The organism is Pseudoroseicyclus sp. H15, from assembly GCF_054353345.1.
In genome coordinates this window covers 345916-359566 of sequence record NZ_JBTHJE010000003.1, presented here as the reverse complement: position 1 = coordinate 359566, position 13651 = coordinate 345916, and the positions used below count along the sequence as shown (strand labels likewise).

Here is a 13651-nt window from a genome sequence, read left to right as displayed (position 1 = left end):
GGGCTGCGCGACGGCGCGTCCAGCCTGACCGCAACGCCAGGCTCGCGGCCGAACAGCCCGCCGGTCATCGAGATCAGCGACCTGCACAAGAGCTACGGCGAGCTGGAAGTGCTCAAGGGCGTCGATATCGCCGCGCCAGCCGGGCATGTCGTGGCGATGATCGGCTCCTCCGGCTCGGGCAAATCCACGCTGCTGCGCTGCTGTAACCTTCTGGAGGACAGCCAGCAGGGCGAGATCCGCATCAATGGCGAAGAGGTGCGATGGAAGGGCCATGGGCCGAACCGCCGGCCCGCCGACCATGCCCAGCTCGTGCGCATTCGCACGAACCTGTCGATGGTGTTCCAGCAGTTCAATCTCTGGGCGCATATGACCATCCTGCAGAACGTCATGGAGGCGCCCGTCACCGTGCTCGGCCGCCCCAGGGCGGAGGTCGAGGAGAAGGCGCGGTATTACCTCGCCAAGGTCGGCATCGGCGACAAGGCCGAGGCCTGGCCGGCCCAGCTTTCCGGCGGGCAGCAGCAGCGCGCCGCCATAGCACGGGCGCTCTGCATGGAGCCGAAGGCGCTGCTCTTCGACGAGCCCACCAGCGCACTCGACCCCGAGCTGGAGCAGGAGGTGGTGCGCGTCATCAAATCCCTCGCCGATGAGGGGCGCACCATGATCCTGGTCACGCATGACATGCGGCTGGCTGCCGATGTCTCGGACCATGTCGTCTTTCTTCATCAGGGCCGGATCGAGGAAGAGGGCCCGCCCTCGCGCCTCTTCGGCCAGCCGCAAACCCAGCGGCTGCAACAGTTTCTCTCCGCCACCCAGGCCGCCTGAACCTGGCCCGGCAGAGTGAAAGACCAAAGCGGCCCCGATCGGTCGCCAAACAGGATCAACAGGGAGACCAACATGAATAAGCTGATCCTCACCACCGCCGCGCTGGCGCTGACTGCCGGTGGCGCCCTCGCGCAGGACACCATCCGCATGGGCACGGAGGGCGCCTACCCTCCGTACAACTACATCGACGACACCGGCGAGGTCGCCGGCTTCGAGCGTGAGCTGGGTGACGAGCTTTGCGTGCGCGCCGAGCTGACCTGCGAATGGGTGACGAACGATTGGGATTCGATCATCCCCAACCTCGTGGCTGGCAACTACGACACCATCATCGCCGGCATGAGCATCACCGACGAGCGCGAGGAAGTCATCGACTTCACGCAGGATTACTACCCGCCGACCGCCTCGGCCTATGTCGCGGCCTCTGCCGATGTCGACGTGACCTCCGGCGTCGTCTCGGCCCAGACCGCAACGATCCAGGCCGGCTATGTGGCCGAAAGCGGCGCCACGCTGCTGGAATATGCGACCCCCGATGAGACCATCGCCGCCGTCCGCTCGGGCGAGGCCGATGCTGTCTTCGCCGATTACGACTACCTCGCTCCGGTGGTCGAAGCCTCTGGCGGCGAGCTGACCTTCGTGGGCGACCGCGTGCCGCTCGGCGGCGGCGTTGGCATGGGCCTGCGCGAAAGCGACACCGAGCTGAAGGACGCAATGGACGCGGCCATCACCTCGATGAAGGAAGACGGCTCGCTCAACGAGCTGCTCATCAAGTGGTTCGGCGAAGACGTCGTGACCTACGAGTGATGTGACGGACCGAGGGCGGGGCCTGCCCCGCCCTCGACGCGCCGCTCGGGCCGCCCTCATGGCAAAGACGCAATTTAGACAGGCGGCCCCGGTGCCGCATGCAGGCTGCCCAAGGGCAGCGCTGGAGGGCTGATGTTCGGCTATTGCACCGACCCCGCGACGCTGGAGGGGCTGAGCTGGCTCAGCTGCTACCTGACCACAGGCAAGCACATGGCGATCTACTGGTCGGTCGGCACGGTGCTGCTGCTTCTCGCGGTGACGGCACCCACGGCGCTGGCCTTCGGCTTTGGCGGCGCTGTGATGGCGCGCAGCCGCTTCGCGCCGCTCAGATGGCTCGGCAAGGGCTACATCGCCATCGTGCGCGGCGTGCCCGACATCGCCTTCTTCCTCTTCTTCGTTATCGCACTCGACCAGCTCTTCGAATACATCCGCCACCGGGTGAAATGCCCCGACTGGGAGAATTCCGTCTGGCAGGGCAATGACTTCATCGTCTGTCAGGCCGCCAAGCTGCCGCTCTCGAACGCGCCGCAATGGGTGCATGAGGGGTACGGCTTCGCCCTGGCCGTCATCACCTTCGCCATCGTCTTCGGCGCCTTCGCGGCCAACGTACTCTTCGGCGCCATGCGCGCGGTGCCCCGCGCCCAGCTGGAAACGGCAGAGGCCTATGGCATGAGCCGGGCGCAGACCTTCCGCCGGGTGCTGGTGCCGCAGATGTGGGTCTACGCCCTGCCCGGCCTCAGCAACCTGTGGATGGTGCTGGTGAAAGCCACGCCGCTGCTCTTCCTCCTCGGGGTGGAGGATGTCGTCTACTGGGCGCGCGAGCTCGGCGGCACCAAGACACCGCAATTCACCGCCTACCCCCATGGCGACTGGCGGGTGTGGTACTTCGGGGCGTTGCTCGTCTTTTATCTGGGGCTGACGAAGCTGTCGGAATGGGCGCTCTCGCGCCTGCAGGACAGGCTGAGCCACGGCCAGGCCACCGCCTCTGGCGAGCGGCTCCGGCGCGGCGAGGTGACAGCGTGAGGCGCCCGGGCCTAAAACTCGGGCTGAGGGCCCGGATCGCTCGATGGCTCAACAATGCTGGCGGGCTGGCGCCCGCCGGTGATGTCGATGACATCGGCTATGATCTCGCCCAGCGCCGTCTCAAGCCGGGCTTTGCGCTCCGCGCCCCAGCCCTGCACACGAGCAACCGTGGTGTCGAGATCCATCCGCAGCAGGCGGCTTTGCTCCACGAGCGGGCGAAACAGCTCGGGTTCGACAACGCTGCTGCTCAGCACACCCTCGTGCCGCAGCTCGCTGGCCTCTTCGGTGATGTAGCCGAGAATGGCATCGGCCTCGCGCCGTCCGACACGGTCATCGATGCGCGCCGCGGTGGCGAGCAAAGCCACGGCCGGCATCACCTCGAAGCGCAGCCGTTCGAAGCTGCCGCCGCCCGCCGGCTCGTCGACCGGATCGAGCGCGAAGACGGCGGCATTCTCGGTGATCTGGCTGAAGAACGGATCGGAATTGACGGCGACATCCGTGCCGTCGATGAGCGAGGCGATCCGCTCGAGGCGAAACATCCGGCTGCCCTCACGCTCGTGGCAATAGGCGCAGAGCAACATGCGCGAGCCGCGCTGCTCAAGGTGGCGCATGGTGATGCGGCGGCGCGAGAAGAGGTGATGGCAATCGACGTAATCGATGATGGTGAAGATCGGCTCTATCGCGAAGCGCGGGCCGAAGGCGGTGGTGTCGGCCTCGCTGGGCTTGCGCACGACAAGCTCGCGGCCCTGAGGCTTGGGCTCGGCACGTTCGCCCGCATCAGCCTCTTCGGGGGCGGCGCCGTCTGGCGGAGGGCCGTTCGCGGCCTCGAGCACCGTCCAGTCGTGAACGACATCGTCGGGATGAAGGGGATCGTCGATAATCTCATCGGGGGAATAGATGATCGAGGAGGACGTGCCCGGGGGCGGATCTTCCCTCCCCGGGGTGTTGGCCCGAAGCCAGTCGATATGGATCACGCGGGAAACTCACTTAGAAATCTAATCAACTTACCTGGCCCTAATGCTTTGTCATCGCTGAAAGTTTCCGCATGAGCTGCATCGAGACCATTCAGGCCTATGCCCTGCGCTCTATCGGGATCGGCGAGCGGCTGCTGCCGCGTGAGGATTTCACCCTCTGCCAGCAGTTCACGCTCATCGGCTCTGGGATGCTGTGGAACATCTATTTCGGGCTGATCGCGATGGCGACGGGCTTCATGCTCGCCAACCTGCTCGCAGTCGGCAAGAACTCCGAAAGCCCCTGGCTGCGCAAACCGGCGGAGTGGTTCATCTTCCTCTTCCGCGGCTCGCCGCTCTTCATTCAGTTCTTCTTCGCCTATTTCGCCTTCCTCTCGCTCAAATCGGTCCACCCCGCGTTCGACCCGCTCACCTCGGCCTGGCTGGGCGCGGCGCTGGTGCTCTTTCTTAACACAGCCGCCTATTCAGCAGAGATCTTCTATGGCGCGCTGCGCTCGATCCCCAAGGGAGACCTGGAAGCCGCCGATGCCTACGGCCTGACCGGCTTCACCCGCTGGCGACGGATCGTCTGGCCCACGACGATGCGGCTGGCCTGGCCGGCCTATACGAACGAGGCGATCTTCCTCTTCCACGCCACCACACTGGTCTTCTTTTCCGGCTTTCCCGCCGTGCAGCAGCGGGGCGACGCACTCTACTATGCCGCCTATTTCGCTGACAAAACGTTCAACCCCTTCGTCCCCTACCCCATCCTCGCCTTCTACTTCATCCTGCTCACCCTCACGATCATCGGCAGTTTCGGGCTGGTGAACCGCCGCCTGAACCGGCATCTTCCGCAAGATCGCCGGGCACGCCTGCGCTGGCGGCCTCAACTCATCCGGTAATTCATGAACGGCCCTCCGCCCTCTATCCGCAACATCCGCGCTGGCGCGGCAGATCTCAACGGCGTCGCAAGGGGCAAGCGTGTGCCCTGGCGCTTCGCCGCAAAGCTCGAGGAAGAGGGGATGCGCTTTCCACTCTCCGTCCTCAATCTCGACATCTGGGGCGAGGATGTGGAGGACAGCCCGCTGGTCTTTGAGATCGGCGACCCCGACGGCGTGCTGATGCCCACCGAGCGCGGCTATGTGCCGATGCCCTGGCTCAACACCGACACCGCCCTGCTGCCGATGTGGATGTTCACCGAGCAGGGCCAGCCCTTCGAAGGCGACCCCCGCCAGGCGCTCGCCAGCGTGGTGGGCCGCTTCAAGAAGCTCGGGTTGACGCCGGTGGTGGCGACCGAGATGGAGTTCTACCTCGTCGACGACAGCGGCAGCGACATCCGCCAGCCCGTCTCGCCCCGCTCGGGCAAACGGCGGCCGGGGGCGGAGATCCTCAGCCTGCGCGCGCTCGACGCCTTCGACATCTTCTTCACCGAGCTCTACGACGCCTGCGATGCGATGGGCATCCCGGCCGAGGCCGCCATATCCGAGAATGGCGCCGGCCAGTTCGAGGTGAACATGGTGCACGCGCCCGACGCGCTGAAGGCGGCGGACGATGCGTGGCTCTTCAAGATGCTGGTGCGCGGCATCGCCCGCAATCACAACATGGCCGCGAGCTTCATGGCCAAGCCATACGAGGAATATGCCGGCTCCGGCCTGCATGTGCATTTCTCGATGGAAGATGACGAGGGCCGCAATGCCTTCGCCAACGACACCTTCGAAGGTTCGGAGCTGATGCACCAAGGCATCGCGGGCTGCCTGAAGGGCATTCCCGAGCTGGCCCTGATCTTTGCGCCCCATGGCAACAGCTACGACCGGCTCGTGCCGGAAAGCCACGCGCCGACCGGCATCTGCTGGGCCTACGAGAACCGCACCGCCAGCGTGCGGGTGCCCGGCGGCAGCTGGGGAGCGCGGCGGATCGAACATCGCGTGGCGGGGGGCGACGTGAACCCCTATCTCTTCATGGCCGCCGTGCTGGGCTCGGCGCTCATCGGCATCGAGGAGAAGATGGTGCCGCCAGCCCCTATCTCGGGCAATGCCTATGACATCGAGATGGCGCAGATCCCCGACACCTGGGAAAGCGCCATCGACGCGCTGGAAGAAAGCGCCTTTGCGCGCAAGATCTTCCCTGAGCTGCTCATCGAGAACCTCGTGCGCACCAAGCGGCAGGAAGCGCGCTACTTCGCCGAGCTGACGAAGCGGCAGCAGCTGGAACTCTATCTCGATACGGTGTGAGCGGGGAGAGGTCGGAGGGGGGCTGTCTGCCCCCCCGCTGCCTTTGGCAGCCCCCCCGAGGATATTGGAGAGTCGAAGATGGGGGGCGGGGCGCTGATGGATGACCGGCAGGAGGAGACGGCGGGCCGGGTAGAGCTGCGGCCGCTGGTGCCTGGGGATGCGGAGGGGCTGTTTGCGGCCATCGGCAATGAGGCGACCTATGCGGCGCTCGACCTTCCGCCGCCCGCCCGTGCCGACGTGCTACGGGCGCAGATCACCCGGCAGCAAGCCGGGCCGCCGGACGGCGGGGCGACCTGGCTGAACTGGGCGGTGCGGGTGGACTGCGTCGTCGCCGGCTTTGTGCAGGCGACCGTGACCGGAGAGGAGGCCGACCTTGCCTATGTGCTGGGGGCTGCTTTCTGGCGGCAGGGCCTCGGGGAGCGGGCGTCGCGGATCGCCATGGCGGAGTTGGCGGCGCGGCATGGGGTGACCCGGCTGATCGCCGATACCGACGAGGACAACCGCGCCTCGCAGGCGCTGCTCGCGCGGCTGGGCTTCGTCTTCGACCGGCAAGAGGGGCGCGACCTGCATTACCGCCATGACGGCCCGCTGGCATAGAGAGCGCGCGGCCCCCGCTTGCCCTGCCCGGTCTGGCCGACTAGGCTCCTCCCATCTCATCCAAAACGGTGCTTCATGCTCATCGGCATTCTACAGACCGGCCACGCGCCCGACGCGCTGCGCCCGGCCCTTGGCGATTATTCCGACCTCTTCGAACGGCTCCTCGGCGGGCAGGGCTTCGAGTTCGCCGTCTTCTCGGTGGTGGACGGGGAGTTCCCCCCCGGCCCCGAGGCCGCCGATGGCTGGCTCATCACGGGCTCGAAGCACGGTGCCTATGAGGACCACGCCTGGATACCGCCGCTCGAAGAGCTGATCCGGGCGATCCGCGATTCAGGCCGACCGCTCGTGGGCATCTGCTTCGGCCATCAGATCATCGCGCAGGCGCTTGGCGGCAAGGTGGAGAAATTCCCCGGCGGCTGGGCCGTGGGGCGCACGCTCTACGATCTCGGCGGCGAGACGCTGGCGCTCAACGCCTGGCATCAGGACCAGGTGACGGTAGCGCCCGAGGGCGCCGAGGTGGTGGCGACCAATGCCTTCTGCGCCAATGCCGCCCTCGCCTATGGCGACCAGATCTTCACCGTGCAGGCACATCCCGAATTCAACAGCAGCTTCATCGAGGGGCTGATCGACAAGCGCGGCAAGGGCGTGGTGCCTGACCATCTGCTCTCGCAGGCCCGTGCGGCGCTGCCCATGCCGAATGACAACGACAAGCTGGCCGAGAAGATCGCCAATGTTCTGCGCGCGAAGGTGACGGCATGAACTGGCTCGACCGGATCCCCCAGGCGGCGCGGACCTATCTGGAGGGCAAACGCCTCGACGAGGTGGAATGCATCATCGCCGACCTGCCGGGCATCGCCCGCGGCAAGGCTGTGCCCGCCGGCAAGTGGGAGCGGCAGCAGTACTTCCATCTGCCGAACTCGATCTTCTTCCAGACGATCACGGGCGATTGGGGCGAGGCGGCGGGGCCGGACGGCTTTACCGAGCCCGACATGATCCTGAAACCCGACCTCACCACCGCCACCGCCGCCCCCTGGGCCGCCGATGGCACGCTGCAGGTCATCCACGACGCCTTCGACCAGCGTGGCGAGCGCGTGCCCTTCGCACCACGCAACGTGCTGATCCGCATGGTGGAACTCTACGAGGCGCAGGGCTGGAAGCCCGTTGTCGCGCCCGAGATGGAATTCTACCTCGTCGGCCGCAACACCGACCCGCGCCTGCCCATCGAGCCCATGATGGGCCGCACCGGCCGCCCGGCGGCGGCGCGGCAGGCCTATTCGATGACCGCGGTCGACGAATACGGCCCCGTCATCGACGACATCTACGAATTCGCCGAGATCCAGGGCTTCGAGATCGACGGCATCACGCAGGAGGGCGGCGCCGGCCAGCTGGAGATCAACCTGCGCCACGGCAACCCCGTGCGGCTGGCCGACGAGGTGTTCTACTTCAAGCGGCTGATCCGCGAGGCGGCGCTGAAGCACGATTGCTTCGCCACCTTCATGGCCAAACCCATCGAGGGCGAGCCCGGCTCGGCCATGCATGTCCACCATTCGGTCACCGATCTGCGCACAGGCCGCAACCTCTTTGCCGGGCCGCAGGGCGGCGAGACGGATGCCTTCTTCAACTTCATCGGCGGCCTGCAGGAGCATCTGCCGAGCGTGATCGCCGTGATCGCGCCCTACGTGAATTCCTACCGCCGCTACGTGCGAGACCATGCCGCGCCGATCAATCTCGAATGGGGGCGCGACAACCGCACGACCGGCATCCGCATTCCCGTCTGCCCGCCCGAGGCGCGGCGGGTGGAGAACCGGCTCGCGGGCATGGATTGCAACCCCTACCTCTGCATCGCCGCCTCGCTGGCCTGCGGCTATCTCGGGCTGATGAACGAGACCCGCCCCGACAAGCGCTTCCGCGGCGATGCCTACGAGGCCGAGGATGCCATCCCCCGCGGCGTGCATGCGGCGCTCGACCTCTTCGACGAGGCCAAGGAGATCCACGAGGTCATGGGAAAGGAATTCGCCCGGGTCTATTCCATCGTGAAACGCACTGAATATGACGAGTTCCTGCAGGTCATCAGCCCCTGGGAGCGCGAGCATCTGCTGCTGAACGTCTGATGGCCCTGGAACTGAGACCGAACTGCGAATTCTGCGACAGGGATCTGCCGCCGGACGCGCCGGATGCGATGATCTGCACCTATGAATGCACCTTCTGCCGCGATTGCGTGCAGAGGGAGCTGCAGAACGTCTGCCCCAATTGCGGCGGCGGCTTCGCGCCCCGCCCGATCCGGCCCGCCCAGGAATGGCGGCCGGGCCTCAGCCTCGCGCAGCGGCCGGCTGGCACTCAGCGTCGCGGCCTCTCCTACCCGGTCGAGGAGGTGCGCGCCTTCTCCGCCCGGCTCAAGGACATCCCGCCCGGGGAGCGCTGAGAGGGATGGGCTATTACCTCACAATCGACGTCCCCGATATTGAGGCCGCCATCCGCTTCTATTGCGAGGGGCTGGGCTTCGAGCTGCGCTCGCGGCTCTTGGCGGATTACGTGGTGCTCTCGCTGGCGGGCCGCACCATGGGCCTGCTGGAGCGGCCCGAGGGCTCGATTCCTGTCGAGGGGCTGGAGGATCGGCGCCGCTACAGCCGGCACTGGACGCCGGTGCATCTGGATATCGACGTGGGCGACATCGACGCCGCCGTCGCCCGTGCCGTTGCCGCCGGCGCCATCCTGGAGAAGAACCAGCCCATCGGCGGGGGGCGCTGGATGGTGACGCTGGCCGACCCGTTTGGTCACGCCTTTTGCATGGTGGGGCAGAAGGCAAGCCGCTAGGCGCGTGCCCCCTTCCCTTTCCCCCTGCACCGGCTCAGGATCACGCCCATGAACCCCTTGCATCGCAACGACCGCCCCGCCACCTACCCGCCCTCCTACTACACCGCCACGGCGCGGCTGCATGACGAGCGGCCCGCGCTGGCGGGTGATGAGAGCGCCGATGTCGCCATCCTCGGCGCCGGCTTCACCGGCCTCTGGGCCGCCAAGGTGCTGGCCGAGAAGGGCTACAGCGTGCGCGTGCTCGAGGCGCACCGCGTTGGCTGGGGCGCCTCGGGGCGCAACGGCGGGCAGGTCGGCTCGGGCTACAACAAGCCGATGCGCTGGATCGCCGAGCGGATGGGCGAGGATAAGGCCCGCCTCGTCTGGCAGGTCGCCGAGGATGCCAAGGAACAGGTGAAGAGCTTCTGCGCCTCCCACGCGGTCGAGGCCGACTGGAAGGAGGGCGTCGCCCACGGCGCCTATTCCGAGGCCGAGGCGGAGGAGGACAAGGCCGAGGCCGAGTTCCTCGCCCGCCACTACGGCTACGAGCAATCCGAGACGATGGGGGCCGCCCGCTTCGCCGAGCTGGTCAAATCGCCGCTCTACAAGGGCGGCGTGCTCGACCGTGGCGCCGCGCATGTGCACCCACTGAACTACGCGCTCGCTCTGGCCCATGCGGCGGAAGCGGCGGGCGCCGTCATCCATGAGCGCAGCGAGGTCACGGGTATTGAGCATGGGCAAGCCCCGGCGCTGAAGACGGCCGCGGGCGTGGTGCGGGCCAAGCACCTGATCCTCGCCGGCAACGGCTATCTGCCCAGCATCGAGCCGCATATGTCGGCCCGGGTGATGCCGATCAATTCCTTCATCGCCGCCACCCGCCCGCTGGACGACCCGCGCTCGGTGCTGGCCGAGGATATCGCCGTCGCGGATTCCAAATTCGTGGTGAACTACTACCGCTTCTCCAGCGACGGCCGCTTCCTGTTCGGCGGTCGCGAGAGCTACGGGCTGGGCTTTCCCAGCGACATCAAGGGCCCTCTGGTGGCGCGGATGACCAATCTCTTCCCGCAGCTGAAGGGCGTGGAGGTGGAACATGTCTGGGGCGGCACGCTGGGCATCACCATGACCCGCCTGCCCCACCTCGCCCGCCTCGGCCCCACGACCCTCTCCGCCGCCGGCTTCTCGGGCCACGGCGTGGCGCTCTCGGGCATGGCCGGCCGCCTGATGGCCGAGGCGGTGGCGGGCCAGGCCGAACGCTTCGACGTGATGAGCGAGCTGCCCGTGCAACGCTTCCCCGGCGGCTCGGCCTTCCGCACGCCCTTGGTGACGCTGGCGATGAGCTGGTACGCGCTGCGGGACCGGCTGGGGGTTTAGGGGAATCGTGGGTGCCGCAGGCTGCTGTTCGTCGGGATTCACGGACGGCTTCGAGCGTTCCCCTACGAGGGCTTGCCGTTGGCTTGACGTGATTCAAGCGCACTTCATTGTCTCCATACACGCCTCCTGGGCGCGGGAATGCTACGCGTGCTGCGAGCTGCGCGCGATGAAAACCGATTTGCCGCACAAGCGACTCCACTGAGGTTAAGCACAGAAACATCAGACACTGGATTTTTCAGTGGGTGCAAAGGCGAAAGGACCTCAGATGTTTAGCGTCACAATCTCCAAGCTCCGGTACCGTGAGCTAGTCAGGACGTATGGCTCCCTCCGAAAGGGCAGCGAAATTCTCGCCGAAGACCTGGGCACGTGTACTCTCACCGGCCGATTTATTGTCGATAGCATGGAGGAGCGTTCTGAAGCGGTCGCCCTCACCGGGTGCGCGTAGGCCACGATAAGTCACGGCATCTATAGGCACTCCCGTTACTCTCACTGTCATAAACCAATAATTCCGCCGCAAGCCTGCGGCGGACCCATCGGAATGGGCCCCCAAACTGTCTTTGCCACGTCACACAGCGCATGTTAGGTTTCCCGAAAGATGATTTCGGGAATGCCAAAATGACCCTGACCACCGAGCAGATCGACGTCTACAGCGCAGAGCCCATCCCCGCCGCCGCGCGGGAGGAGATCGAGCGCATCCTCGCGACGGGCGACCTCTTCCGCTACACCGCCAAGGAGAACGCCCCGGTGACCCTACTGGAGCGGGAGTTCGCCGAGATGCTGGGCGCGCGCTACGCGCTGGCCGTCTCGTCCTGCTCCGCCGCGCTGTTCCTCTCGCTGGAGGCGCTGGCGCTGCCGAAGGGCGCAAGGGTGCTGATCCCGGCCTTCACCTTCGCCGCCGTCCCCTCCTCCATCGTGCATGCCGGCATGGTGCCGGTGCTGGTGGAGTGCGGCGCGAACTACCGGATCGACCTTTCCGATTTCGCCGCCAAGCTGCCCGGCGCCGATGCCGTCATCATCAGCCACATGCGCGGCCACACCTCCGACATGGACGCGATCATGTCGCAATGCGAGCTGGCCGGTGTGCCGGTGATCGAGGACGCGGCCCATTCGCTCGGCACCACCTGGGGCGGGCGGAACATCGGCACCATCGGCAAGATCGGCTGCTTCTCGTTCCAGAGCTACAAGCTGCTCAACGCCGGCGAGGGCGGGGTTCTGGTCACCGACGATGCCGAGCTGATCGCCCGGGCCGTCATCATGTCGGGCGCCTATGAGCACGCCTGGCGCAAGCATGACCGCGACGAGGCGCTCGACGAGGCGCTGGCCCGCTGGCAGAACCGCCTGCCGCTTTACAACATGCGCCTGAACAACCTCTCCGCCACGCTGATCCGCGCCCAGCTGCCCGAGCTGCCGCGCCGGGTGCGCGACGGGCGGCGCAACCACGATCTGGTGGCCGAGCTGCTGGGCGCCTCGCCCTGGCTGGAGGTGCCGGAGAAGCTGGCGCAGGAGCGGCGGGCGCCGGATTCCATTCAGTTCAACATGGTGGGGCTGGGCGAGGATGAGGCGCGCGCCTTCGCGGCGGCGGCCGGGGCACGGGGCGTCGCCATCCAGATCTTCGGGATGAGCACGGATAACGCCCGGGCGTTCTGGAACTGGCAGTTCCTGCCCGAAGCGCCGGGCGAGCTGCCGCAGACCCGCGCGATGCTGATGAGCGCCTGCGACATGCGCCTGCCGGCCCGGCTGACCGAGGCCGAGTGCCGCGCCATCGCCGCCGCCGTGGTGGAAGCGATGGACGAGGTGATGGCCGAGCGGCTGGCCTACGGGACCTGAGGGGAGGCGCGCCTGACAGCGCGCCATCCGCCGGAGACGGCTGCCACAAGGGACCCCGGTTCACGCCGGCCCGGCGCCGCTCCGGGTCCGCTATTGCGCTTTATCCCGGCCACCCCCTCCTCGCGGCGAGCCAATCTGTACCTTCCCCAGAGCGCCAGCCCGCAGGGACGGGCCGGCGCTCGCGCGGCGGGCTGAAGCCCTTGATTCCGCGCCTGGGGAAGGAGCGGTGAGGTTCGGCAAAGACCAAGGGCCGCAACCAGTCGCCCTCCCTACGGCCCCAGCACCGTCAGCTCCCCCTTGAGCCAGGGATATTCCTCCACCACCGGCCGCACGATGTAGTCGCAGAGCAGCGGCCCCAGCCGCGCGGCCATGCTCGCCGTCATCTCGCCCATCACCCCGCCCCGCGCGATCAGCGAGATCGAGCGGGAGAGCGGAGCGAAAGGCAAGGGGCGCAGCTCGACGTCGTCGTGGAAGCGCTCGGCGGCCAGCCAGCCCATCGGGGTCAGCACCGTCCAGCCGGCGCCGGAGGCGACCATCGCCATGATGGCGTGGTAGCTGTCCATCTCGAAGCGGTGCGGCACGGCCACGCCCTCTCGCGCCAGATGCGCCGCGATCGTCCGCCCCATGTGGTGGCGCGTCGTGTAGCGGATCAGCGGGCTGCGCTTGAGGGCCCGAGGCCCCTCCTCGAAGCCGCGCGGCACGGCCAGTACGAAGGGCTCTTCGAAGAGCGGATGCCGCTCCATTCCGTCGATCTCGGCGCCGATATCGGCGGCGACGATCACGTCGAGCGCCCGGGCGTCGAGCAGGTCGTAAAGCCGGTGCGAGGCGCCCGTCTCTAGCAGGAACTGGCACTTTTGCAGCTCCTCGCCCATCGAGGCGAGCAGGCGCGGCGTCACTTCGGCATCGAAATCTTCGATCATCCCCAGCCGGAAGCGGGTGACCGAGGCGAGCTGGCGCAGCCCCAGCTCTGCCCGCGCCTGGTCGGCCTCGTTGAGGATCGCATTGGCCCGGCGCAGGAAGATTTCCCCCGCCGGGGTCAGCTGTACGGGCCGCGCCCCCCGGTCAAGCAGGCGAACGCCGATGGCGGCCTCGAGGTTGGTGAGCTGCTGCGAGACGGTGGCGGGCGAGGCATCGAGCCTCCGCGCGGCGGCCGAGAGCGAGCGCTCCTCTGCGGTGGCGACGAACACCTCGATGCCCCAGAGGCTGATCCGCCCTTCCGATGCCGTCACGCCCTGC

14 protein-coding genes are annotated in these 13651 nt (G+C 67.2%); 12 read left to right on the top strand and 2 right to left on the bottom strand.

Features of this window, described 5'->3' with window-relative positions; genetic code table 11:
- Positions 1–24: 24 nt before the first annotated feature.
- From ACXN5S_RS09220 to ACXN5S_RS09210, 3 genes are all read left to right on the top strand, one after another.
- Positions 25–822, top strand: a complete 798-nt coding sequence (locus tag ACXN5S_RS09220) for an ABC transporter ATP-binding protein (RefSeq protein WP_458605170.1) — start codon at positions 25–27, stop codon at positions 820–822.
- Positions 823–894: 72 nt separating this feature from the next.
- The gene (locus tag ACXN5S_RS09215; RefSeq protein WP_458605127.1) at positions 895–1623 is read left to right on the top strand and encodes a transporter substrate-binding domain-containing protein; all 729 of its coding nucleotides are present in this window, start codon (positions 895–897) and stop codon (positions 1621–1623) included.
- Between the two features lie 132 nt (positions 1624–1755).
- Complete coding sequence (locus ACXN5S_RS09210; RefSeq protein ID WP_458605126.1) at positions 1756–2646, top strand: ABC transporter permease; 891 nt, start codon at positions 1756–1758, stop codon at positions 2644–2646.
- An 11-nt stretch (positions 2647–2657) separates the two neighbouring features.
- On the opposite strand, the gene ACXN5S_RS09205 is transcribed toward ACXN5S_RS09210, so the two are convergent.
- The gene (locus tag ACXN5S_RS09205; protein ID WP_458605125.1) at positions 2658–3620 is read right to left on the bottom strand and encodes a hypothetical protein; all 963 of its coding nucleotides are present in this window, start codon (positions 3618–3620) and stop codon (positions 2658–2660) included.
- 71 nt (positions 3621–3691) lie between these two features.
- Between ACXN5S_RS09205 and ACXN5S_RS09200 the strand changes: the two genes are divergently transcribed.
- The 9 genes from ACXN5S_RS09200 (at position 3692) to ACXN5S_RS09160 (ending at position 12415) form a co-directional block, all read left to right on the top strand.
- A complete protein-coding gene (locus ACXN5S_RS09200) occupies positions 3692–4498 on the top strand; it encodes an ABC transporter permease (protein WP_458605124.1) in 807 nt (268 codons plus the stop codon).
- 3 nt (positions 4499–4501) lie between these two features.
- Complete coding sequence (locus tag ACXN5S_RS09195) at positions 4502–5827, top strand: glutamine synthetase family protein (RefSeq protein WP_458605123.1); 1326 nt, start codon at positions 4502–4504, stop codon at positions 5825–5827.
- A gap of 78 nt (positions 5828–5905) precedes the next feature.
- The gene (locus ACXN5S_RS09190; RefSeq protein WP_458605122.1) at positions 5906–6424 is read left to right on the top strand and encodes a GNAT family N-acetyltransferase; all 519 of its coding nucleotides are present in this window, start codon (positions 5906–5908) and stop codon (positions 6422–6424) included.
- A 75-nt stretch (positions 6425–6499) separates the two neighbouring features.
- Complete coding sequence (locus ACXN5S_RS09185) at positions 6500–7183, top strand: type 1 glutamine amidotransferase (protein WP_458605121.1); 684 nt, start codon at positions 6500–6502, stop codon at positions 7181–7183.
- The gene (locus tag ACXN5S_RS09180) at positions 7180–8535 is read left to right on the top strand and encodes a glutamine synthetase family protein (RefSeq protein WP_458605120.1); all 1356 of its coding nucleotides are present in this window, start codon (positions 7180–7182) and stop codon (positions 8533–8535) included. Before ACXN5S_RS09185 ends, ACXN5S_RS09180 begins: the two co-directional genes overlap by 4 nt.
- Positions 8535–8846, top strand: coding sequence for a DUF1272 domain-containing protein (locus ACXN5S_RS09175; RefSeq protein ID WP_458605119.1), 312 nt, complete (start codon positions 8535–8537; stop codon positions 8844–8846). Before ACXN5S_RS09180 ends, ACXN5S_RS09175 begins: the two co-directional genes overlap by 1 nt.
- 5 nt (positions 8847–8851) lie before the next feature.
- The gene (locus ACXN5S_RS09170; RefSeq protein ID WP_458605118.1) at positions 8852–9238 is read left to right on the top strand and encodes a VOC family protein; all 387 of its coding nucleotides are present in this window, start codon (positions 8852–8854) and stop codon (positions 9236–9238) included.
- Positions 9239–9286: 48 nt separating this feature from the next.
- The gene (locus ACXN5S_RS09165) at positions 9287–10588 is read left to right on the top strand and encodes an NAD(P)/FAD-dependent oxidoreductase (RefSeq protein WP_458605117.1); all 1302 of its coding nucleotides are present in this window, start codon (positions 9287–9289) and stop codon (positions 10586–10588) included.
- Between the two features lie 615 nt (positions 10589–11203).
- Positions 11204–12415, top strand: a complete 1212-nt coding sequence (locus tag ACXN5S_RS09160; protein WP_458605116.1) for a DegT/DnrJ/EryC1/StrS family aminotransferase — start codon at positions 11204–11206, stop codon at positions 12413–12415.
- 269 nt (positions 12416–12684) lie between these two features.
- Here the strand turns inward: ACXN5S_RS09160 and ACXN5S_RS09155 are convergent, their stop codons facing one another.
- Complete coding sequence (locus ACXN5S_RS09155; protein ID WP_458605115.1) at positions 12685–13644, bottom strand: LysR family transcriptional regulator; 960 nt, start codon at positions 13642–13644, stop codon at positions 12685–12687.
- Between the last annotated feature and the right edge of the window lie 7 nt (positions 13645–13651).